General features: G+C 62.1%; 21 protein-coding genes. 14 read left to right on the top strand and 7 right to left on the bottom strand.

What is annotated here, in order from left to right:
- The first annotated feature begins 20 nt into the window (after nt 1-20).
- A complete protein-coding gene (locus AAGT95_RS17385; RefSeq protein ID WP_342594624.1) occupies nt 21-1,844 on the top strand; it encodes a SurA N-terminal domain-containing protein in 1,824 nt (607 codons plus the stop codon).
- A 162-nt stretch (nt 1,845-2,006) separates the two neighbouring features.
- Here AAGT95_RS17385 and AAGT95_RS17380 read toward each other — a convergent pair whose 3' ends face one another.
- The 7 genes from AAGT95_RS17380 to AAGT95_RS17350 all read right to left on the bottom strand — a co-directional run bounded on the left by AAGT95_RS17380 (nt 2,007) and on the right by AAGT95_RS17350 (nt 7,003).
- Nucleotides 2,007-2,258 (bottom strand): YkgJ family cysteine cluster protein, encoded by a 252-nt coding sequence (locus AAGT95_RS17380; protein WP_342594623.1) that lies wholly within the window; start codon nt 2,256-2,258, stop codon nt 2,007-2,009.
- A gap of 6 nt (nt 2,259-2,264) precedes the next feature.
- Entirely contained in the window at nt 2,265-3,119 is an 855-nt protein-coding gene (locus AAGT95_RS17375) for a 6-carboxytetrahydropterin synthase (RefSeq protein ID WP_342594622.1), read from the bottom strand.
- Entirely contained in the window at nt 3,119-3,772 is a 654-nt protein-coding gene (gene queE, locus AAGT95_RS17370) for a 7-carboxy-7-deazaguanine synthase (protein WP_342594621.1), read from the bottom strand. Before queE ends, AAGT95_RS17375 begins: the two co-directional genes overlap by 1 nt.
- A 220-nt stretch (nt 3,773-3,992) precedes the next feature.
- Complete coding sequence (gene queC, locus AAGT95_RS17365) at nt 3,993-4,691, bottom strand: 7-cyano-7-deazaguanine synthase QueC (protein WP_342594620.1); 699 nt, start codon at nt 4,689-4,691, stop codon at nt 3,993-3,995.
- 56 nt (nt 4,692-4,747) lie between these two features.
- Nucleotides 4,748-5,803, bottom strand: coding sequence for an asparaginase (locus tag AAGT95_RS17360; RefSeq protein ID WP_342594619.1), 1,056 nt, complete (start codon nt 5,801-5,803; stop codon nt 4,748-4,750).
- Between the two features lie 7 nt (nt 5,804-5,810).
- Entirely contained in the window at nt 5,811-6,434 is a 624-nt protein-coding gene (locus tag AAGT95_RS17355; RefSeq protein ID WP_110599365.1) for a CBS domain-containing protein, read from the bottom strand.
- 68 nt (nt 6,435-6,502) lie between these two features.
- Nucleotides 6,503-7,003, bottom strand: a complete 501-nt coding sequence (locus AAGT95_RS17350) for a hypothetical protein (protein WP_342594618.1) — start codon at nt 7,001-7,003, stop codon at nt 6,503-6,505.
- A 230-nt stretch (nt 7,004-7,233) separates the two neighbouring features.
- On the opposite strand from AAGT95_RS17350, the gene fliD reads away from it, so the two are divergent.
- From fliD to AAGT95_RS17285, 13 genes are all read left to right on the top strand, one after another.
- A complete protein-coding gene (gene fliD / locus AAGT95_RS17345) occupies nt 7,234-8,568 on the top strand; it encodes a flagellar filament capping protein FliD (RefSeq protein ID WP_342594617.1) in 1,335 nt (444 codons plus the stop codon).
- A gap of 15 nt (nt 8,569-8,583) precedes the next feature.
- Complete coding sequence (gene fliS, locus AAGT95_RS17340) at nt 8,584-8,997, top strand: flagellar export chaperone FliS (protein WP_110599371.1); 414 nt, start codon at nt 8,584-8,586, stop codon at nt 8,995-8,997.
- A 4-nt stretch (nt 8,998-9,001) separates the two neighbouring features.
- Nucleotides 9,002-9,382 (top strand): flagellar protein FliT, encoded by a 381-nt coding sequence (locus AAGT95_RS17335; RefSeq protein ID WP_110599373.1) that lies wholly within the window; start codon nt 9,002-9,004, stop codon nt 9,380-9,382.
- Complete coding sequence (locus tag AAGT95_RS17330) at nt 9,379-10,569, top strand: hypothetical protein (protein ID WP_342594616.1); 1,191 nt, start codon at nt 9,379-9,381, stop codon at nt 10,567-10,569. The genes AAGT95_RS17335 and AAGT95_RS17330 overlap by 4 nt, the downstream gene beginning before the upstream one ends.
- A complete protein-coding gene (locus tag AAGT95_RS17325; RefSeq protein ID WP_110599377.1) occupies nt 10,566-10,862 on the top strand; it encodes an EscU/YscU/HrcU family type III secretion system export apparatus switch protein in 297 nt (98 codons plus the stop codon). The genes AAGT95_RS17330 and AAGT95_RS17325 overlap by 4 nt, the downstream gene beginning before the upstream one ends.
- A 319-nt stretch (nt 10,863-11,181) precedes the next feature.
- Complete coding sequence (flhD, locus tag AAGT95_RS17320) at nt 11,182-11,514, top strand: flagellar transcriptional regulator FlhD (protein ID WP_110599379.1); 333 nt, start codon at nt 11,182-11,184, stop codon at nt 11,512-11,514.
- 3 nt (nt 11,515-11,517) lie between these two features.
- A complete protein-coding gene (flhC, locus tag AAGT95_RS17315; RefSeq protein ID WP_110599381.1) occupies nt 11,518-12,108 on the top strand; it encodes a flagellar transcriptional regulator FlhC in 591 nt (196 codons plus the stop codon).
- A 186-nt stretch (nt 12,109-12,294) separates the two neighbouring features.
- On the top strand, nt 12,295-13,182 hold the full coding sequence (gene motA / locus AAGT95_RS17310; RefSeq protein ID WP_110599383.1) for a flagellar motor stator protein MotA: 888 nt from the start codon (nt 12,295-12,297) through the stop codon (nt 13,180-13,182).
- Nucleotides 13,179-14,099, top strand: coding sequence for a flagellar motor protein MotB (gene motB, locus AAGT95_RS17305; protein ID WP_342594615.1), 921 nt, complete (start codon nt 13,179-13,181; stop codon nt 14,097-14,099). Before motA ends, motB begins: the two co-directional genes overlap by 4 nt.
- Nucleotides 14,100-14,599: 500 nt before the next feature.
- On the top strand, nt 14,600-16,732 hold the full coding sequence (gene cheA / locus AAGT95_RS17300) for a chemotaxis protein CheA (RefSeq protein ID WP_342594614.1): 2,133 nt from the start codon (nt 14,600-14,602) through the stop codon (nt 16,730-16,732).
- A complete protein-coding gene (locus tag AAGT95_RS17295; protein ID WP_110599389.1) occupies nt 16,729-17,229 on the top strand; it encodes a chemotaxis protein CheW in 501 nt (166 codons plus the stop codon). Before cheA ends, AAGT95_RS17295 begins: the two co-directional genes overlap by 4 nt.
- A 236-nt stretch (nt 17,230-17,465) precedes the next feature.
- A complete protein-coding gene (locus AAGT95_RS17290) occupies nt 17,466-19,076 on the top strand; it encodes a methyl-accepting chemotaxis protein (protein ID WP_162302608.1) in 1,611 nt (536 codons plus the stop codon).
- A 168-nt stretch (nt 19,077-19,244) separates the two neighbouring features.
- Nucleotides 19,245-21,377, top strand: coding sequence for a methyl-accepting chemotaxis protein (locus AAGT95_RS17285; protein ID WP_342594613.1), 2,133 nt, complete (start codon nt 19,245-19,247; stop codon nt 21,375-21,377).
- Nucleotides 21,378-21,379: the final 2 nt, after the last annotated feature.

The raw sequence follows: 21,379 nt of genomic DNA, 5'->3' as shown, positions 1-21,379 counted from the left end.
CAACGACATGCGAGGACAGCATGCTGCAACGAATTCGTGAGGGTTCTCAGGGGTGGGTGGCGAAAGTCATCGTGGGGGCCATCATCGTCACTTTTGCGCTTTTCGGCGCGGAGTCTCTGGTCAGTTACTTTTCTGCCGGGAGCAACGACGCGGCGACTGTGAACGGTGAGTCCATCAGCCGTCAGGCCGTCGAAACGCAGGTTCAGCGAGGCATCCGCTCGGGCCAGGTTCCAGCCAGCCAGGAGCGCCAGTTCCGAAGCCAGGTGCTCGATCAGTTGATTCGGCAACGCACCCTGGATCAGTACGCCAGCGAGGGCGGGCTGCACATCTCCGACAGTCAGCTGGATCAGCTGATCGTGTCGCTACCTGAGTTCCAGGATCAGAACGGTCGCTTCTCTGACGAGCTGTTTACCAACCGTCTGGCCCAGGCCGGCTACACGCCTTCGTCCTTCCGTCGCGAGCTCCGAGCGGATACTCTGCGGCGCCAGGTCCAGCAGGGACTTGCGGCTTCCACTTTCCTGCTGCCGTCCGAAAAGACGCGTCTGGCGTCGCTGCAGCATCAGCAGCGGACATTCCGCTATGCGCAGTTGTCAGCGGCGGACCTCAAGCAACCCGTGGCCCCCAGCGACGCCGATCTTCAGCAGTATTACGACCAGCATCAGCAGGACTATCTCCGCCCCGAGCAGGTCAAGGTCAACTATATCGTTCTGAATCAGGAGGATGTGGCCAAGGACATCGAGGTCAGCGACGACCAGTTGCGTCAGGCCTACGAGCAGGCGCGAGCCGAAGCTCCGCGCGAGGTATCTCACATTCTGGTGACGTTCGGTGACGATCGCACGGAAGCGCAGGCGCGGGAGCGGCTGGCCGAGGTCCAGTCCAAGCTGGCGCAGGGCGCAAATTTTGCCGATCTCGCGCGGGAGTATTCCAATGACTCTTCCTCGGCCAATAAAGGCGGGGATCTCGGCGCGATTCAGAAAGGGTTCTTCGGCGAGAGTTTCGATGACGCCGCGTTCTCACTGGATCCGGGGCAGGTGTCGCAGATCGTCCAGACGCAGTACGGCCTGCACCTCATCAAGGTGACAGGGATCGATATCCCTTCATTCGAGGACGATCGCGAAGCCCTCGTTCAACAGGTCAAGCTCGAACAGTCCCAGTCGCTCTTCAATGAGCGGGCGCAGAAGATGACCGATGATGTCTATCAGGCGGAAGATCTCTCCAGCGTCGCCGACGAGCTTGGACTGAAGGTGATGACCAGTGACTGGTTCTCTCGGGACGCGGGTGGCGAAGGGGTGCTCTCCAATCCAGATGTCGCCGCAGCGGCGTTCTCCCCGGATGTGCTGGAGGACGGCTACAACAGCGATGTGATCGAGACCGACAACCAGCAGCGGGTTGCGCTTCGTGTCGTCGATCACCGTGAAGCCAGCACGTTGCCGCTCGACGACGTTCGGGCCCAGGTCGAAAGCGCGGTCAAGGCGCAGCAGACTCGGCAGCGGTTGCAGGAGCTCGCGACCGCAACCCTGGCGTCGCTGCGCAGCGGCCAGGCGGCAGCGGATATCGACTGGCAGCAGGCCGATAGTGTCACCCGGGATGCCGACGGCTTGCCGGACGCCGTGCTTCAGGAGGCCTTCCGTCTTCCCCATCCCGAGGATGGCAAGACGGTCTGGGGGCACGCCGATAGCCAGGATGGCGTTGCCATCGTCGGGGTCGAGTCAGTGCAGCCGGGCGATGCGGACTCCGGTGACGCAGACTTTGCGACACGCTTGGCGCAACGTCTGCAGGCTCAGATCGTCATTCAGGGGCTGACCCAGACGCTGCAGGACGAGGCGGACATCGAGCGTAACTGATCCTCTCGCCGGCCAGGCGTGCCGCTTCGCCTGATTCTCGTCGAACCCTCTCTGGCCTGACGGTGCTTCACCGTCAGCCGGGAGGGTTTTATCGTCATAGAGGATGGTTGATGGGGGCCGGTTGCTCCGAGCGGCTGCGGTGGTCACACAAGGGTGTGCGACTTAGCGAGTGGCATGCTCCCACTCCGTGAGAATGCGTAGCGCCTGTTCGCGGTCATCGCCGCACAGCTCCCGATCGTACTCGAAGCGCCGGCAGACGGCGGGGCGGCTTGCGTCCCCGAATAGCCGACATAGATTGTCGTCGTCGAGTTGCACGCAGCGAATGCCGGCGGGCTTACCCTCCGGCATGCCGGGAATGGGGGTGGTGATCGATGGTGCGATGCAGCAAGCACCGCAGCCGGCTCTGCAACTCATGCCTTGCTAGCCCGTCATACGGGTGCCGCGGCTCTCGGCGAGCGCACCCTTGTCGATTCCCTCGAATGCCTGCACCCGGATGTGAGCGCCGGTGGACGATGCAATCTGTTCGGCTAACCAGGCCGCGATGTTTTCGACGGTGGTGGGCGCGGGCAGTGTGTGGCAGCGCTCTTTCGGCAGGTGCAACTGAAACTTTCCCTGGTCCGATCGATAGCGGACTCGCATGATGTCATCACCGCGACGGGGCTCGATGATATCGGCATCGTCGACCAGATAGCCGTTATCCAGGCGCTTTGCCCAATGCATCTCTAGTTCTGAGTCGCGTCGGCCATCCCGCCAGATTCGCAGATGCGAACGATGGCCATGAGCGATGCGCTGGCAGTTGCCCTTATGGTGCTTGAGGCCGTGGCTGTAACGATAGATCGCGCCGTCGGCCAGCTCTTCGCGAAGACGAATTCGGATCGCTTCGACTCTAGGCGGCGGTCGTTTGCTGAGTTCGGTGCTGAGATGCGCGCCCAGGCGCTCCGAGGTGATCTCTCCCCACGGGAATAGGGTGAAGCCTTGGCGAGGCGCCCGGAGCTCCAGAGGGAAGGGGAGTTCGGCCGCCAGGTGGAGACCTTCGCTGCACTCCTCGATCTTGACGCCGGCTGCCTGGGTCGGCACGAGTAACGTGTGATCCAGGCCCGCATCGAGGCGCGACTTGATCCACGGTTTGACCTCGCCGAAGTCGAACAGCATGCCGTCCTCCCCCAGCTCGCCGTCGAGTTCCACATCGACGTGCCAACTGGCGCCGCTCAGTCCGCGTTGGGGGGACCAGATCGATGCGTCGATATTGGTCAGGTTGTTCACGAACAGGGTCATCAATCGATTCCTGCGATCTTGTGGGTCTGCAGCGATAGACGCCATTGCGGGTGCTGAAGGCAATACTCGACGGTTGCTGCCATCGGGTCGCCATCGCTGATGATGGCACCTGGCGTGAGATCCATCGGCTGCAGGAAAAAATGGGTGAAATCGAGTCCGGCGAAAGTCGCCGGATCGACGCCCGCCTGGGGATAGACGAGCTTGAGCTCGTGGCCCCGGGTCAGGCTCAGCGTCGTATCGCTTTTCGGGCTGACGCAGATCCAGTCGATACCCGCGGGCGCCGACAGGGTGCCGTTGGTCTCGACGGCGACCTCGAATCCCTGCGCATGCATGGCATCGATCAGCGCCTCGTCCAACTGCAGCAGAGGTTCGCCACCGGTGAAGACCACGTAGCGGGAGACGTTGGCCTGATCGGGCGCCTGCCAGAGTGCCGTCAGATGGGCAGCCAGAGTGGCGGCGTCGAGAAACTGGCCGCCATTCTGACCATCGGTTCCAACGAAGTCGGTATCGCAGAAGGTGCACCGACTTCTCGCGCGGTCACGCTCTCGGCCGGACCAGAGATTGCAGCCGGTGAAGCGACAGAAAACGCTGGCGCGACCGGCTTGGGCGCCTTCTCCCTGCAAGGTATAGAAGGCTTCTTTGACGCTGTACATGCAAACTTCCGTGCTAGGTTCATGCGGGCTGGCCGTCGGGCCGGTTTCGCCTGGGTTTGGCGGGTCGGTACGTGCTGCGACGACGATAGACTGCTTGGATTTTGTACCGCAAGCCGGCGGGCGAGGGCAGAATAGAGCAAAACGGCGAAAACGCGGAATTCACGCGGTGTGAATGGGCCCTTTGTGCCGGCTTCGAGCGCCAGCGGTTCCCATCCCACTCCTACTGTCGGTCGGGCAGCGCGTAGGGGATCGGATCCTCCATCCCGACACGGGCAAAGGCGTCGAGTCGCTCGCGGCAACTGCCGCACTCGCCACAGGCGATCTCTCCGCCCAGGTAACAGGTCCAAGTCCGAGCGTAGTCGAGTCCCATCTCGATCCCGTCGCTGAGAATGCTTGCCTTGTCGCTATGTAGATACGGCGCTTCGATTCTGACCGATTCGAAGTTGGCGATGGCGGCGACGTCGTTCATGCGGTCGACGAACGCCGGTCGGCAGTCAGGGTACAGGACATGATCACCACCATGTGCGCCATAGAAACAGACGGCGGCTTCGATATTGACCGCATATCCGATCGCCAGTGATAGCAGGATCATGTTGCGGTTGGGTACCACGGTATCGGCCAGGTTGTCTTCGGCGTAGTCCGCCTTGGGCAGCGCGCGACTGCTATCCGTCAGTGCCGAATTACCGATCAACTGATGGATGGCGCGGATGTCGACGACCCGATGAGACACTCCCAGGTCCTCGCATACGCGGCGGGCCACGTCGAGTTCACGGGCGTGGCGCTGGCCGTAGTCGAACGACAGGGCATGGACCGTATACCCGTCGCGGATGGCGCGATGCAGGACGGTGTAGGAGTCCATCCCACCGGAGTATATGACCACGGCCGGCTCGGATGGGGAGTGGGAAGTCGAGGGTGTCATGCTGTCAACCTGTGGCAGGGCAATCGGTCTGGTATGGGATTTGGCGCTATCCGAGGCTATGTCGCGAAGGCGCCTCGTTCGCCGACGAGGGGTGTCAGGAAACGCTGCTTGCGTTCCTCCGGTGACAACGCCTGGGCCAGCAGATGGGCGAGTTTACTGTGAGCGGCTTCCGGCGTCATGTCATCGCCGGACAAGATGCCGATCTCCGTCAGTGTCCGACCCGTGGCATAGACGTCGAGGTTCACCCCTCCGACCGGGCATTGGCTGATGGCGACCATGGTCTTGCCCGCCGAGGCGGCGCGAGCCAGGACGCCGAGCAGCTCGGCGTCTTCCGGTAGATTGCCACTCCCCCAGCACTCGATGACGACACCCTTGATCTGGTCGTCGTCCAGCCACCGAGCCACATCCCTGGCGCGGATGCCCGGCCAGAGGGGCAGACGCACGACGTCGGGAAGTGGCGCGGCGGCTAGCTCGAATTGCGGTGCTCCCCGGCTTTGCCAGCAGCGAGAAGGGTAGAGGACAGGGGCGTGATCCACCATCTCGCCGAGCAGCGGCCAGTTCGGCGTCTCGAATCCGAGGCTGGACTCAGTGTACCATTTCCGTGCCCGGCATCCCCTCATCAGACGACCGCCGAAGCTGACACAGACTTCTCTCAACGTGCTCTCCGCGGCAAACCGCAGCGCCGCCTCGAGGTTGTCGAGGGCGTCGCTATCGGCGGCTTCCAGCGGTTTTTGCGCCCCCGTCACGATGACCGGCTTGGACAGGCCCTGGAGTCGAAAAGCCAGGCTGGTCGCGCACCAGGCGAGGGTGTCGGTTCCATGCAGCACCACGAACCCCGCGAACTCCCGGTAGCGCTCGGCGATCATGCTTGCCAGAGCCACCCAGTCGGCGGGCGTGGCGCTGCTGGAGTCGATCGGGCTGGCCGCTTCCCATAGCACATGTCGCGGCAGCCTTCGCTGCCTGTCGGGCGGCAACGTCGACAGCGCCGCCGCCATACGGGATTCGAAGTCGCCCGCGGCCACCAGGCCCCGGGCGCTTTCCCGCATGCCGATGGTTCCACCGGTGTAGATGACCAGGATCGGAAGGGCATGGTTGTCGGTCACGGAATTCATGAGGCGGCTAGAGGTCGTGGCCGAGGATGACGTGGCAGATCGCGGAAAAGGTGCGAGCTTCCGGCGGATGGTTGAAATCGACTCCCAGCGCCCGGCTGATATTGGATGCGGAGATGATGCCGCGAATTCTCGACGCGCCGCTGCCATCCGGTTCGGTGATCAGTACGTGCTGGTCACCCGATGTCTTCAGCGTCTCCACCAGATCGCCCACGCTGGCGTGGGAAATCCGGGAGTAGGAGAGCGAATGCAGTTCGCTGCGCGGCGTCTGGATCATCTCGGCAGTCACTTCATCTCGCCCGATCTGGTGCTTCTGCATCGCCAGCGTGATACGGCGGCCTCCGATCAACTCCCGGGCATTGATCACGCCGGTGAAGTTGCCGCTGGCGTTGATCAGCATCAGCAGCCGGACGCCGGCCTGCTTCATCGTTTCCAGCGCCTGGGATATGGAGCTCCCGGTCGGCAGGGTATAGGGGTGACTGACGCTGAAATCCGTGACCAGCATGGCGGCGGAACTTTCCAGTGTCACCGACTGGGTCTGGGTCACAGGCTGGACGATACCACTGACGCCATCCAGGTTTTCCAGCGGCAGTGCGGAAAAATGGACTTTTGAAGGGTGGAGAGGATTGGCCATCGAGAGATCTCCCTAGGTCGATTGAGGCTCATTGTCGATCAAGCTCGGGTCGAGCCTGACGGAAACCGTTACAGGTACTGGTGCAGATCGCCGCGCACGCTATCGAGGAACGTGATGAAGCGCGTATCTCTCTCGTCGTCGTGACGGTCGGTGCGGCAACCCAGTTTCATGCTTTTCTGGACCAGGAGCTCGTCGTAGATATCCAGCGTGATCTTTATCGGGCTCTCCGCGGAGGGCGTGATATCCCCCTCTTCAAGCGTGAACGTCTCGAACAGCGTGGCCCGGATGCGGGTGGTCCCGCCTTCCGCCAATACACGACGCACGAACAGCCAGCCTTCGCAGGCGAGATTCTCGCCGTTGTCACGCCGGCGCTGGAACAGGGCTCGATAGCTGGCGCCTTCCTTGGCGGCGCGGTCCGCCATGCTGCGATAGGCTTCGGTGACCCGTGATGCCATGGCGCCGGTGTCCGCCAGCTTGCGCAGGGCGGCCTGGTGCTCGCGCCCCAGCTGTTCCTGGCGCTGAAAGCGCTGCCACAATCGATAATCGGCATGCAGGGAGTTCGCGTCCATGTCTTCTCCAGAGAGTGGCAAATTGTCGGTGGCCTATGATCGCCTATCCAGTGGTCGTCTGGCCACCCAGGTGTGCTGCCTTCCCGAACGGGAAGAAAAAGACGATCAGGCGACGCTAAAGTTCCCCCGCCCGCAGCCGATGAGCAAATTGACGCGTGAAAGTGCGCCTAATCGGCGTCTGCCGTTGCGATCGGCGTGTTACAAATGGCGTCAAGGCTTAGAGAGGTTACATGGCTACCATATCGTCACTGGGGATCGGTTCCGGGCTGGACCTGAGCGGGCTGCTCGATGACCTGAGAAAGGCGGAAAACGAGAAGCTTACGCCGATCGTCACCCAGCAGAAAAGCTACAAGACCAAACTGTCGGCTTTCGGAGCGCTCGAGAGTTCGCTCACGGCACTGCGCGACGCCGTCGGCAAGTTGAATGATCCGAAAACCTTCACCGCGGTCACCAGCTCGATGACCGGCGATGGCGTGACCGCCAATATTACCGGCGATGCCGTTTCGGGTCGTTACCAGGTCAAGGTCTCGCAACTGGCCCAGGCCCAATCCCTGGCGTCTGGCGGCTTGACCACCGACAAGACCGAAGCGCTCGGCAAGTCCGGTACGCTGGGAATCAGTGTCGGCGAAAACGATTCGGTCGACATCTCCATCGGTACCGACGACTCGCTGGAAGATATCCGGGACGCGATCAACAAGGCCGATACCGGTGCCACTGCAGCGATCGTGTTCAACGGCTCCCAGTATCAGTTGACGCTGACGTCCTCGGAGACGGGTACCCAGTCAGCGATCCAGGTGACCGACGACGACGACCTCTTCGGGTTCAGCGAGACGGTCCCGGCGCAGGATGCCAAACTCGACGTCAACGGGATCTCGATCACTAGCCAATCCAATACCGTCGAAGGGGCCCTCGAAGGCGTCACTTTCAACCTGACATCGACGACGGAAAGCGCGCAGACGCTCAGCGTGTCCAAGGACACCGAGTCGATGACGAAGGCGGTGAACGACTTCGTCGATGCCTATAATAGCTTCCAGAACACCGCAGATACTCTCACCTCCTACGATTCGGACTCCGACACGGCCGGCGTGCTGCTGGGCAATTCGACCATGCGCAGCATCGAGTCGCGCCTTCGTGGCGTTGTCAGCTTCGGCGGGGGCGGGGGCGAATTCTCGATGCTGTCGGATCTCGGGATCGAACGTCAGTTGGATGGCACGCTGAAGGTCGATGACGACAAGCTCGCCGATGCCATGTCGAACAACAGCGAGGCGGTCAGCCAGTTCTTCGCTGGTGTCGATGGCGAGGGCGGCTTCGCCGCCAGCATCGACGACACCATGGGGACGATTCTGGATGACGATGGGCTGCTGAAGATCGCCACCGACGGCATCGACACCTCGCTCGAGCGCTTGAGTGATCGGTATACGCGGATGCAGACGTCCATCGATGCAACGGTCGCTCGTTATCGTTCCCAGTTTGCTGGCCTCGACTCGCTGGTGTCCCAGATGAATTCCACCAGTGATTACCTGACCCAGCAGTTCAACGCCCTGAACGCCCAGCTCAAACAGTAATAGGTCGCAACGATGATGAATTCCCGACAGGGTGCCGGCGCTTACGCCAGAGTTGGCGTCGAATCGGCGGTGATGTCCGCAGATCCCCATCAACTGATCGTCATGCTGTTCGATGGGGCGCAGGCCGCCATCAACAGTGCCCGGCTGCATATGCAGGACGGCAACCGCTCGGCCAAGGGGCTGGCCATCTCCAAGGCGATCGATATCGTCAACAACGGTTTGGCAGCCGCTCTGGATCACGAGCGTGGCGGCGAGATCGCCGCGAACCTCGCGCAACTCTACGATTATGTCGCTCGGCAACTGGTGCAGGCCAATTTGCGTGACGACGTGACCCAACTGGACCGCGCGGCATCGCTGCTCGACAATATTGGATCCGGCTGGCGCGAGCTTCGGCATTCGCCCGCCACACCGTCGTTGGCAGGAGTGTGATCGAATGAGATCAGCCGTGTCGGTCGTCGACCAGTACCGTCAGTTGCTCGAAACGTCGAATCGAATGCTTGGCCTGGCGCGGGAGCAGGACTGGGAGGCGCTGGTGCAGTGCGAGGCCGGTTACCTGGTGTCGCTGGAGCGCCTGCGCAGCGAGGACGGTGAATGGCCGTCGAGCGATGCGGAGCGCGAGGAGCAGATGGCGTTGCTCGCGCGCATCCTGGAGCAGGATGCCGAAACCCGGCGCGCGCTGGAGGCCAGGCGCGAAGAGTTGAGCCATCTCATTGGCAGTTCCCGGCGACAGCAGGCGCTGGGTGAGGTCTATCAGGCTGGACGGGGCAGCATCGCATCGCGACTGCGCTCGGTACCGCCAGATGAGCGGCCGTGAGCGGCATCACCCCCATACTCGACACCCTGCTGCATCAAGTCCTTGGCAAGCGTGTCGATACTCCGGTCATCAAGGACCAGCCCTTGCCGGTCTCGGCGGCCACCTCGTCCGATGCCATCCAGCCGGCGCGCAGCGACTCGAGGTTGCATCAGCAGACGGGTACCAGAGAGAGCGTACCGCTCCCTGGCAACGCCGCCGGCAATGCGCCTGGCTCGCCCGCGGCGACCGGCAGAATCGATGCATCATCGACACAGCTGCACCTGAGTCACGCCGCGAATGAGATCGCGGATATCCTCGCGCGATTCCCCTCGACCCAGGCGCCATCGATCAGACCGCTCCTTTCGTTGCTGGTCCAACCCGGAGATAGTCCGCAGGCGCTGGCGGCGGCCCTGTCGCAGAGCGTCAGGGAAAGTGGCGTTTTCTACGAGTCTCACCTGCTGCGCTGGATGGCGGGCCAGTATCCTCGCGCCGCGCTGATGCGGGAGCCACAGGCTTGGCTGAGCCTGACATTCCGTCCTGCCTTCACTTCGCCGTCGCCGCCCACACCGAGCCTCCACGACTGGAGCCTCGTGCCACGAGGCGCAAGCCGGGGTGGCGCGCCCGGTATGCCGGGCGTCTTGCATGGCGGTGTCGCGGCCTTGCCTGATGACGCGCCCGGCCAGGCGAGCGCCGCACGGCTGGCTGGTGCCACGCATGCGATGGCGATGTCCACGAAAGGCGACCCGGACGCGCCGGCCTCGGCGTCGATGACGCGGGCCCACCAGCTATCTCAGTCCCCTTCGGACACGCTTCAGTCGCTGGTTCGCCAGCAACTGGAGGTGATCGCCGCCCCCAGCCTCCGCTGGGAAGGGCAGCTTCTGCCGGGCGTTCCCATGGTGATGGTCTTGAGCGAGATTCCAACCAACACCGTGCTCGACGACGATCAGGAGGAGGCGCAGGGCCGCCGCGACCAGGAGGGTGAGGAGGGGGGCGCCAGCGCCTGGCGTGCCGAGGTTCAGGTTCGCTTACCCTCCCTGGGCGTTGTCGACCTCGTGTTTCGCACGCGTCACGACGCCTCTCTGCAGGTCGAGATCGCACCCGTCGAGGCGTCGGCCCGGGAAATCATGGAGGTCGAGCTTTCGCCCTTTCGGGAGCGACTATTGTCGCTGGGCCTGGAGGTGGATCTGGCGCTGGGGAGTCGGGCATGAATGGTGATGGGGAGCATGACGCACGACGGCGAGCCGTGGCTTTGGCGTACAGCGGCGAGCGTACCGACGCACCGCGCGTCGTCGCCAAGGGGTACGGGAACCTCGCCGAGCGCGTCATCGAACTCGCCAACCAGGAAGGGATCTTCGTGCATGACTCGCCGGAGTTGGTCGCGCTTCTGATGCAGGTGGATCTGGATGCTCGGATTCCTGAGTCTCTCTATCAGGTCATCGCGGAGCTCCTGGTCTGGATCGAGCAGATCGACCGGTCTCTGGGGTCGGAAACGTCGAATTAGCGTTTATTCGCGGTTACAAGATTCAACGATACGGCACTTCTTGTGTAACTGACCGGTTCCAGAGACCGAATTCCAATTAGGATTTTCAACCATCCAACTGAAGATATTGAGATATAGATCAATCGCTTACTGGCTGCGCTCACGGCGCCAGCCGAAGGTCAAGTTACCTATGGACATAATTTGTAACAATGCTTGCTTTTTTTCATCAAAAAGTAGCAAACTGGGTCCATCATAAAGAGCTGATGTACAGCGCTAACAATAGCAACCCGGAGCACCTGATCAACTGGTGCCAATAAAACCATACGCAGGGAATCTAGTGATGCACTCCAACAGTCTTCTCGACGACATTCAGGATCTCAATCTCTCCTACTTGCTGCTGGTTCAGCGTCTGCTCAACGAGGATCGAGAGTCCGCGATGTTTCGGCTCGACCTCAATGCCGACCTGGCCGACACCATCGGGCAGTTGTCGATCAAACAGCTGACGCAGCTGTCTCGCACCAACCAGCTGCTCTGTCATCTGCGCTTCACCGATGCCGACAAGCTGAACCTGCTGGTACACAATCCGCGGGCCCAGGGTCTCGAGCAGACCCATGCGGCGCTGTTGATGGCCGGCGCCGGCCGCGCTCCGTCCTCCGTGCAGCAGAGGAGCTGAGTCATGGCGGACAAGAGTCTTGTCGCGGAGATGTTCCAGGTTCAGCTGGCAATCGAGTTGATCGAACTGGGCGCACGTCTGCAGGTCCTCGAGACGGAGACCGACCTGAGTCGTGGGCGGCTGATCAAGCTCTACAAGGAGGTCAAGGGAATGTCGCCGCCGAAAGGCATGCTGCCGTTTTCGGCCGACTGGTTCGTGACCTGGCTCCCGAACATCCACTCCTCGCTCTTCTACAATATCTATCGTCGTCTCAACGGCGAGCTGGGATGCGAGCGGATGAGTGCCTTCGTCAAGGCATACCGGCTCTATCTGGAGCAAGTGTCACTGGACGGCGTGGAAGCGACGCTGGGGCTGACCCGTGCCTGGACGCTGGTCCGGTTCTTCGAAAGCGATCTCTTGCAGCTGTCCCGCTGCAAAGGCTGTCAAGGCCAGTTCGTCGCCCATGCCCATAGTCCCGCACACGATTACGTCTGTGGGATCTGCCAGCCGCCATCCCGGGCAGGAAAAACGCGCAAGACAAAGCGGGTCGCCAAGCCCTTGGACCAGACGTTCACCCCCGTCGAGATGCCGTTGGCGAAACGTCTGGCCATCTAGCGAAACGCGCTGCCGAAGCGGGCTTCATCGCCCGCTTTTTTTATGCCTGTCGTCATCTGGGGATTAGCCATTCGTCGTAAGCTTTCGGCGAATGACATTTTTCTGATATTCCCACCCTCAAGCCCACCGGGTCCGCTGCCGATACAGTCATCAGGTTCGCCATGTACTGTATACGGGAGTCGCTCCGTGCTGATCTTAGTCGGCTACATCATCGTTTTAGGCAGCGTGTTCGGTGGCTACGTCGCGATCGGCGGTCATCTCGGCGCGCTGGTCCAACCCGCCGAGTTCGTCATGATCATTGGCGCGGCGCTCGGTGCCTTCGTCTGTGCCAACAACGGCAAGGCGATCAAGGCCACTCTGCGTTCATTCTCGAAACTCAAGCGCACCAAGCGCTACAACAAGATGATGTACATGGAGTTGATGGCACTCCAGTACCGGCTCCTGACCAAGGCGCGTCGAGATGGCATGCTGGCGATCGAGCGCGATATCGACTCGCCGCAGGACAGCGCCATCTTCGCCGATTACCCGAAGATACTCTCCGACCCGATGATCATGGCGTTTCTGACCGATTACCTGCGCCTGATGGTCAGTGGCAACATGGATCCGTTCGAGATCGATGCGCTGATGGAGCACGAGATCGAGACGTTCCAGCATGAGGCGGAGATGCCGGCCCACTCGCTGTCGGCGGTCGGTGATGGCCTGCCGGCGTTCGGGATCGTCGCTGCCGTCATGGGAGTAGTGCATGCGCTGGGCTCTGCAGACCAGGGGGCCGGGGTGATGGGGCAGATGATCGCGCAGGCACTGGTCGGTACCTTTGCCGGTATCCTGCTGGCGTACGGCTTCGTCACCCCGGTAGCGCATCACATCAATCTTCAGGTGGGCGAGGCGACCAAGATGCTGCAATGCATCCGCGTCACGCTGATGGCGAGCCTCAACGGCCTGGCACCGCAGTTGGCCGTCGAGTTCGGTCGCAAGGCGCTGTTCACCGCCCTGAGGCCTTCCTTCAGTGAGCTCGAGGAGCACGTGCGTTCCAGCGGTCAGACCTTGCGCGGCACGGGGACGGATGGCTCATGAGCGGTAGCGGTGAGCGGCGCCCGCTGATCATCAAGCGCAAGCGTGTTCAGGCGGCAGCGCATCACGGTGGGTCCTGGAAAATCGCCTATGCCGATTTCATGACGGCGCTGATGGCTTTGTTCCTGGTGCTCTGGATTCTCTCGACCGCCAGCCCCAGCCAGCTGGAACACATTGCCGAGTATTTCCGCACGCCTCTCGCTGTGGCGTTGACGGGTGGCGACAAGACCACGGCCAGTACCAGCGCCATCCCCGGCGGCGGCGACAACCCTACCAAGACCGACGGTGAAGTGCGTCGGGCCAACGTTCGCGAACAGACGCGTTCGAGCGACGAGCAGCGCAATCTGCGCTACCTGCGCGACCGTCTGCAGAGCGTGATCCAGAGTGATCCCCAGCTCAAGGAGCTGCGGTCACAGTTGCGTATGGACTTCTCGCCGGAGGGGTTGCGGGTCCAGATCGTGGATAGCGACAAGCGGCCCATGTTCGAACTCGGCAGCGACCGGCTGGAGCCCTACATGCAGAAGATTCTTCGTCGAATCGCGCCGGTTCTCAACGAGATGCCCAACCCGATCAGTATCAGCGGCCACACCGATGCTCTTCCCTATGCCGGGGGCGAAAAAGGGTATAGCAACTGGGAGCTGTCCGCCGATCGTGCCAACGCCTCCCGAAGAGAGCTGATCGCGGCCGGCCTCTCCCCCGACAAGCTGCTGAGGGTGGCTGGCATGGGGTCCCGGGTCTCCCTGCCGAATACGCAGCCCAGTGACGATGTCAATCGCCGTATCAGCATAGTGGTACTGGACAACCGCGCAGCCCGAGCCATCGAGCAGCAGGAGCGGGCACCCTTCCCGGAGGAGGCTCTGCCCCCAGCGATTGATGACGACGGCCCCATGGCGATGACCGGGCAGGGTTCATCGAATTGATGCAAGGTCGTCGCGCCCTGTAGGCGGAGCCGTTGCGTGGCAACGCCTCCCGGGTTCGCGCATGGAACTGAAATGGCGGTGGCATCCGGGCAGTTCGTTGCTTCGCCCTCTTTGCTCATGGGCCATCCCGGCTTCGTGCTCTGCCGCCTGGGCTCTGGGCAAGGGTATCGTTGAAGTGGGCCTGATACGGATGTCGCTGCGCCTGCTCGAGCACTCGTTGGACCTCGCGAGACAGGCACCGAGGCAGCGCTGGCTCGGCCCGCCCGGGGCGGCAGTGGGGTTGCCGTCGTCGAGGCGGATGCGGGCGGGGCTCGAGTGCATGGTGGCACGCATCGCCAGGCCACGAATTGATTAAAGAGGTCGAGAGACGCTGCCGATAGTGAGGACATCGTAAGCAGCGATCAGGTACGAACTCAGGCCAGCTCGAGGGCGGGTGTGAGGGAGCATTCTGAAGCAGGCTTTTCAAGTCCATATATATCAATGGTATAGGCACGCCGCACATGGACATTTCCGATTTTTACGACACGTTCTTTGAAGAAGCCGAAGAGCTGCTGGCGGATATGGAACGCCTGCTGCTGGATCTCGATGTCGACGATCCGGATGTCGAAGACCTCAACGCGATCTTTCGCGCCGCGCACTCCATCAAGGGAGGGGCAGGTACCTTCGGTTTCACCGTTCTGCAGGAAACGACCCACCTGCTGGAGAACCTGCTGGACCATACGCGGCGAGGCGAACTCAAACTGCGGCGCGATATCGTCGACACGTTCCTGGAAACCAAAGATATGTTGCATGACCAACTGGATGCCTATCGCAATGGCGGCGAGCCCGATGCGGAAGCGTTCGAGCGCATCTCCCGCGTGCTGCAGCAGATGGCGCTTGATGAGTTGGGGCAGGGCGAGGCGGCGGTGAAGGGGGAGACGAAACCGGATCCGGTACCGGCGCCGACACCGCCGCCAGAGACCAGCAAAGCGGCCGAGGCCGAGATCGATCGCGCTGACACGGGCGAGACCGCTGGACGACAGCTCTCGATCACCCTGAGCGGCGTCAGCGACAAGGACCGGGAGCTGCTGGTGGAGGAGCTTCAGCACTTCGGGACGATCGCCTCCCAGTCCGGCGATGTCGCCCGCTATCGAGTCGTGCTCGATAGCACCGAATCCCAGGACGATATCGAAGCCGTGCTCTGTTTCATCATCGAGCCGGAGCAGTTGTCGATAGAAGTGGAAGCCCCGACAGCGGCGGCGGATCAGGCGGAGCCGCAGGCGCCGATGGTCTCCGAGGCGATGCCCGACACTGAACCGGCCCCTGCGGTGACGCCCGACGAACTTCCCGAGCCGGACAAAGTCGAGCCGAAGGGCGGCGCGACGTCACCGCGCGCCCCCGGCAAGTCCGGCGGGAAAAGTGCCAAGGGCAGCGAGTCCAGTACCATTCGGGTACCGGTCGACAAGGTGGATCAGATCATCAACCTGGTGGGTGAGTTGATCATCACCCAATCGATGCTGGAGCAGACCGCTAGCGATCTGGATATCGTCTCCCACGGGCCGCTCGTCAACGGCATGAATCTCCTGCAGCGCAACGCCCGCGATCTCCAGGAGTCGGTCATGTCGATACGCATGATGCCCATGGACTACGTGTTCAGCCGCTTCCCCCGCCTGGTGCGAGACCTGGCGGCCAAGCTGGGCAAGGACGTCGAACTGGTGACCGAGGGCAAGTCCACCGAACTCGACAAGAGCCTGATCGAACGCATCATCGATCCGCTGACCCACCTGGTGAGGAACAGCCTGGACCATGGCCTGGAGTCTCCGGAAAAGCGCGAAGCCGCCGGTAAGTCGCCGACCGGGCGTCTGACCCTGTCAGCCCAGCATCAGGGCGGCAACATCCTGATCGAGGTGATCGACGATGGCGCCGGACTCAATCGCGAGAGAATCCTGGCCAAGGCGAAATCCAGTGGTCTGGCCGTCACCGACTCCATGAGCGATGACGATGTGTGGCAACTGATTTTCGCGCCGGGTTTCTCTACCGCCGAACAGGTCAGCGATGTTTCCGGGCGGGGCGTGGGCATGGACGTCGTCAAGCGCAACATCCAGGAGATGGGCGGTCACGTCGAGATTCTGAGCAAGCCGGGCCAGGGGACCACGACCCGGATCGTGCTGCCGCTGACGCTCGCGATTCTGGATGGCATGTCGATCCGGTGCGGCAACGAAACCTTCCTGTTGCCGTTGAACGCGGTGCTGGAGTCTCTGCAGCCGCAATCCGAGGACCTCTACTCGATGGCCGGCGACGACCAACTGCTCAAGGTGCGCGACGAGTATCTTCCCATCATCGCCTTGCATCATGCGTTGGACGTGACCGGCGCCAAGACCGAGTTGACCGAGGCCATCGCGGTCATCGTCCAGGGCGAGGGACGTCGCTATGCCCTGCTGGTGGACGACCTTGTCGGCCAGCAGCAGGTCGTGGTCAAGAATCTCGAAACCAACTATCGCAGAGTGCCGGGAATCTCCGCCGCCACCATCCTCGGTGATGGCAGCGTGGCCTTGATTCTCGACATTGCCGATCTACATCGTCTCGATCGACGCAAGTCGCAGCAGCGTTACGAGGCGAAACATCAACACCTGCAAGAGGTATCGCTAGCATGAGCGCACAAGCGAACACGAACGCCCTCGCCAATGACGCAGCGAGCAGTGAATATCTGGTCTTCTCCCTGGGCGACGAGGAGTACGCCGTCGATATCCTCAAGGTGCAGGAGATCCGGGGTTACGAGAATGTCACCCGCATTGCCAACGTGCCCGACTTCATCAAGGGAGTCACCAATCTTCGTGGCGTCATCGTCCCGATCATCGACCTGCGCCTGAAGTTCCACCTCGACAAGGTCGAGTACGGCGGACAGACGGTGGTGATCGTGGTCAACGTCGATGATCGCATCGTCGGCGTCGTCGTCGACGGCGTCTCCGACGTGATGAGCCTGGCACCGGACCAGATCAAGCCGGCGCCGGAGTTCGGCGTGACGCTCTCCTCGGATTATCTGAGCGGAATCGGCAGTCTCGAGGATCGCATGCTGGTACTGGTCGACATCGAGAAGCTGCTGACCCACGAAGAGATGCAGTTGGTGGAACGAACGGCCGAAAGTGCCTGATTCCAATCCCTGGCTCAGGCGAAAACCGCAGCTTCGGCTGCGGTTTTTTTATGCGCCGTGAAGGTTCGGTGATGCGTGGGACTTTGGTCTGACGACGATAAAGGAAGCTTCCTGAAGGCCGATAAAGTAGCTGTCGCGCTGACTATCGGCTTCAGGAAGAGCGGGCGTGGCATCCATCAAGCAATTTTTCGAGCAACCCGGGTAAGAATGCCATGCTGAATTTTCGAGAGTGGACGATGCGTCGCAAGTTATGGGCGACATTGGGATTGATGTGGGTCGGCCTGATCCTGGTGGCGGGTTGGTCGCTTTACTCCATGCGCGAGAACCTGATGGAGCAGCGAATCCAGAGCCTGCAGTACTTCATCGGCAGCGCCAAGCAACTGGTCGACAGCTACGTCAGTCAAGCCGAGAGTGGAGAGCTGAGCGAAGCGGACGCCAAGCAGCAGGCGCGCAATGCGCTCTCGCATCTCGGATTCGGCGCCGACGGCTATGTCTTCGTCTTCGACTCCAACCTCGATATCGTCGAGCATCCGAGGCGCGCGACGGGGGATAGCATGCGGGATTACCAGGATCCCAACGGCGTCTATCTCTATCGCGAGATGTTGGCCGCCGCGCAGAAGCCTGACGGTGGTCTCGTGCCTTACGCCTCCCGTCGCAGCGATGGCGACCAGATGTACGAGAAGCTCAGTTACGTGATGCGCGTACCGCAGTGGGACTGGCAGATCGCCACGGGAGTCTACGTCGACGATATCGATGCCGTGCTGGCCGATGGCGCCGCGGTCTACCTGGCGCTGATCGCCGCTATCGGTGGCTTGCTGTCGCTGATCGTGGCCTGGGTCATTCGCAATGTGCTCGGGCGTCTGGGTGGCGATCCGGGGCATGCACGCAACAGCATTCAGAAAATCGCCGAAGGCGACTTCTCCCAGGCGCTGCAGCTCAAGTCCAAGGACACCGACAGTCTTCTCTTCGCGATAGAAAGCATGCGCCAGCGCCTGTCGAAGACCTTCTCCGATATCCGAGCCAGCGCCGAGTGGGTCAACGTCGGCGCCGGACAGATTGCCAGCGGTAACCAGGATCTGGCGGTGCGAACGGATCAGCAGTCTGCCGCCATCGTCGAGACCGCGTCCAGCATGGAGCAGCTGACCCAGACCGTTCGCCACAACGCCGACAATGCCGATACCGCCACCCAGGCCGCGATGCAGACTCGCCAGCGGGCCCAGCAGGGGGGCGAGATGATGCGCGACATCGAGACCACCATGTCGAAGATCCAGGAGGGATCGCGGCAGATGGCCGAGATCGTCGACATGATCGACAACATCGCCTTCCAGACCAATATTCTCGCTCTGAACGCCTCCGTCGAGGCCGCACGTGCCGGCTCCGCCGGACGAGGATTCGCCGTCGTGGCCGAGGAAGTGCGCAACCTGGCAAGCCGCAGCGCAGAGGCATCCAGAGAGATCCGGACATTGATCACCGGCTCCGGAGAGCAGGTCAATAGCGGTGCCACCCTGATCGAGCAGGCGGGCCGGGCGATGGAGGAGATCGTGTCTTCCGTGGCGAGCGTGAGCGGCCTGATGGAAGAGATCGCCAATGCGTCGCGGGAACAGCGCAGCGGTATAGAGCAGGTCAATCAGGCGATCACCGAACTCGATCAGGTCACCAGCCAGAACGCCGCGCTGGTGCAGCAGACCGCCAATGCTTCCCAGTCGCTGGTGGGGCAAGCACGAAAGCTCGAATCGACGCTGGAGCACTATCGCGTGGCACCCGCCGACAGCGACGACAACCCGGGGCTGACGCATTGGCGACCGGGCCGCGAGCGGGAACACCAGGACCTGGAACAGCTCGCCTGAGCGGGTATCGTCCAGAGAGAAGCCTCAAGAGCGTGGTCGATCGGCCGATAACAGTTCGCAATGATCACATTTGGTTCGCCGGGTGCCCTCCGGCGGATCCTGACTGGGCATAACAAAACCAGGGATGCTGCGATGCGAAACAATCAACCTGTGACTGATCGGGAATTCGTGATCGACGATTCCATGTACCTGATCTCGCGAACCGATCTCAAAGGCCGAATCACCTATGCCAATCCGGCGTTCGTGGAGGTCAGCGGTTTCAGTCGTGAAGAACTGATCGGTGCGCCCCATAACATCGTCCGCCATCCCGACATGCCCGCTGCGGCATTCGCGGACCTCTGGGAGACCCTTCAGAAGGGCGAAAACTGGTCGGGGGTGATCAAGAACCGCCGCAAGGATGGGTCTCATTACTGGGTCCAGTCCACGGTCACCCCCATCATCGAGGACGGCAAGATTGCCGGCTACACCTCCGTTCGCACCAAGGTGGCCGACCAGCGGCGCCGTCTCGCCGAGCAGCATTACCCGATGCTGCTGGCCGGTCGCAAGCGGGGCGTCCGACTCGACCGGGGAGAACTGAAACCGCGGGGAGTCATTCCCGTCCTCCGGCGTCTCAGCCTGCGCTCGCTGAAAGGGCGGCTGATCTCGATGATCGCACTGGCGCTGATCGCGCTGGCCGTCAGTGGCGGTGTGTCGGTCTATGCCCTGCATGAAAACGGCCAACGGCTGCAGGCGCTGACCAACAACGGACTCGAGGACCTGGCTCGACTGCAGAAGATCGACCAGTTGATGTCGAGAGGTCGAGATCTGGTCTCCAAGCCGGTCAGTAATCCGATGGCCGCCGACTTGGCGCCAATCAACGTGCAAGTCGATGCGCTCATCAGCGAATTGAACGATACCTGGGACGCCTATTATGAGAACCGGCCCATCAATCAGACGGCCGCGGCGGACACCTTTGCCGCCGATCTCGAGAATTATCGGGACGACGGGCTGAAGGGGGTCATGGCGGCGCTCAACAATGGCGACTTCTACCAATCCTACGTGGCCTACAACGATGTGCTGCAGGCCAACAGCGACAAGGCCAGCACCGATCTCAACGCGCTGGTCGAGGCGAAACGCCAGAGTGGTGCGGAGCTGGCGGTCGACGCCGCCAGCTCCCAGCGCATGACGATGATCATCCTGCTCTCGCTGCTGGCAGCAGGTGCCATCATGCTGCTGATCGTCGGCATAACCACGATTCGGGCGACGCTCAAACCGGTGCGCGAGGCGCTGGACTTCACGCTGCAGATCGCCTCGGGCAACCTGGGCGCGACGCTGCGGCAGCGCGGCAACGATGAGGTCGGGCGCCTGATCGGGGCGCTCAACAACATGCGCCAGAGCCTGGGAACGATCGCCGGCGACGTGAACTCGAACGTCGCCGTGGTGGTGCCGGCGACCCGGGATATCGCCAGTGGTAACGAGGATCTCTCCTCGCGTACCGAGCAGCAGGCGGCATCGCTGGCGGAGACGGCCTCCAGCATGGAGCAGATGACGGCGACCGTGAAACAGAACGCCGACAACGCTCGCCAGGCCAGCCAACTCGCCAATGGCGCCACCGATACCGTGCGCCGCAGCGGCCAGGTCATGGGCGAGGTCGTCGGGACCATGGGGCGAATCACCGAAAGCTCGCGCAAGGTTGCCGATATCGTCGGGGTCATCGACTCGATCGCGTTCCAGACCAATATTCTGGCGTTGAATGCCTCCGTCGAAGCGGCAAGGGCGGGGGAGCAGGGCAGAGGCTTCGCGGTCGTGGCCAACGAGGTGCGCAACCTGGCCAGCCGCAGTGCCAACGCCGCCAAGGAGATTCGCAACCTGATCGACAGCTCCAGCCAGGAAGTGGGACATGGCGCCGATCTGGTACGGCAGGCGGAGGGATCGATCGAGGAAGTCGTCAACGCGGTGACCCGCGTCAACGACATCATCAGCGAGATTTCCGCGGCTTCGGAAGAGCAGACCAGCGGCATCCAGCAGATCAGTCAGGCTGTCGCGCAGATGGACGAAGTGACCCAGCAGAACGCCGAGCGGGTGCAGACGACTGCCTCCTCCGCCGCTGAGCTGCGCGCCAGCGTCGAGCACCTCTCTCTCTCGATCGCGGTCTTCCGGCTGGCGGGTAGCGGCGAGGAGCGTGTGACGCAGCCCGGCGATCCCCGACTTGGCAAGCACCCTGAGCGGCAGTTGGCGAAACCCTCCCCGGTGACTGCCAAGTTGCCGGGTGCCGATCGGCATAACGTGAAGGATGACAACGAGGAGTGGGAGGCATTTTGAAA

The sequence above is a fragment of the Salinicola lusitanus genome, from assembly GCF_038648475.1.
GTDB classification, from domain to species: Bacteria; Pseudomonadota; Gammaproteobacteria; order Pseudomonadales; family Halomonadaceae; genus Salinicola; species Salinicola lusitanus.
The sequence above is the reverse complement of the archived record's forward strand: the minus strand, read 5'-3'. Positions and strand labels throughout refer to the sequence as shown.

What these genes read in the sequence shown, in the direction of transcription:
- motB (WP_342594615.1), top strand. Translation starts at nt 13,179, where the DNA reads ATGAGCGGTAGCGGTGAGCGGCGCCCGCTGATCATCAAGCGCAAGCGT.
- AAGT95_RS17360 (WP_342594619.1), bottom strand. Translation starts at nt 5,803, where the DNA reads ATGAATTCCGTGACCGACAACCATGCCCTTCCGATCCTGGTCATCTAC.
- queE (WP_342594621.1), bottom strand. Translation starts at nt 3,772, where the DNA reads ATGTACAGCGTCAAAGAAGCCTTCTATACCTTGCAGGGAGAAGGCGCC.
- queC (WP_342594620.1), bottom strand. Translation starts at nt 4,691, where the DNA reads ATGACACCCTCGACTTCCCACTCCCCATCCGAGCCGGCCGTGGTCATA.
- cheA (WP_342594614.1), top strand. Translation starts at nt 14,600, where the DNA reads ATGGACATTTCCGATTTTTACGACACGTTCTTTGAAGAAGCCGAAGAG.
- AAGT95_RS17385 (WP_342594624.1), top strand. Translation starts at nt 21, where the DNA reads ATGCTGCAACGAATTCGTGAGGGTTCTCAGGGGTGGGTGGCGAAAGTC.
- AAGT95_RS17325 (WP_110599377.1), top strand. Translation starts at nt 10,566, where the DNA reads ATGAATGGTGATGGGGAGCATGACGCACGACGGCGAGCCGTGGCTTTG.
- AAGT95_RS17290 (WP_162302608.1), top strand. Translation starts at nt 17,466, where the DNA reads ATGCGTCGCAAGTTATGGGCGACATTGGGATTGATGTGGGTCGGCCTG.
- fliD (WP_342594617.1), top strand. Translation starts at nt 7,234, where the DNA reads ATGGCTACCATATCGTCACTGGGGATCGGTTCCGGGCTGGACCTGAGC.
- AAGT95_RS17335 (WP_110599373.1), top strand. Translation starts at nt 9,002, where the DNA reads ATGAGATCAGCCGTGTCGGTCGTCGACCAGTACCGTCAGTTGCTCGAA.
- flhC (WP_110599381.1), top strand. Translation starts at nt 11,518, where the DNA reads ATGGCGGACAAGAGTCTTGTCGCGGAGATGTTCCAGGTTCAGCTGGCA.
- AAGT95_RS17375 (WP_342594622.1), bottom strand. Translation starts at nt 3,119, where the DNA reads ATGACCCTGTTCGTGAACAACCTGACCAATATCGACGCATCGATCTGG.
- fliS (WP_110599371.1), top strand. Translation starts at nt 8,584, where the DNA reads ATGAATTCCCGACAGGGTGCCGGCGCTTACGCCAGAGTTGGCGTCGAA.
- AAGT95_RS17350 (WP_342594618.1), bottom strand. Translation starts at nt 7,003, where the DNA reads ATGGACGCGAACTCCCTGCATGCCGATTATCGATTGTGGCAGCGCTTT.
- flhD (WP_110599379.1), top strand. Translation starts at nt 11,182, where the DNA reads ATGCACTCCAACAGTCTTCTCGACGACATTCAGGATCTCAATCTCTCC.
- AAGT95_RS17295 (WP_110599389.1), top strand. Translation starts at nt 16,729, where the DNA reads ATGAGCGCACAAGCGAACACGAACGCCCTCGCCAATGACGCAGCGAGC.
- AAGT95_RS17355 (WP_110599365.1), bottom strand. Translation starts at nt 6,434, where the DNA reads ATGGCCAATCCTCTCCACCCTTCAAAAGTCCATTTTTCCGCACTGCCG.
- AAGT95_RS17380 (WP_342594623.1), bottom strand. Translation starts at nt 2,258, where the DNA reads ATGAGTTGCAGAGCCGGCTGCGGTGCTTGCTGCATCGCACCATCGATC.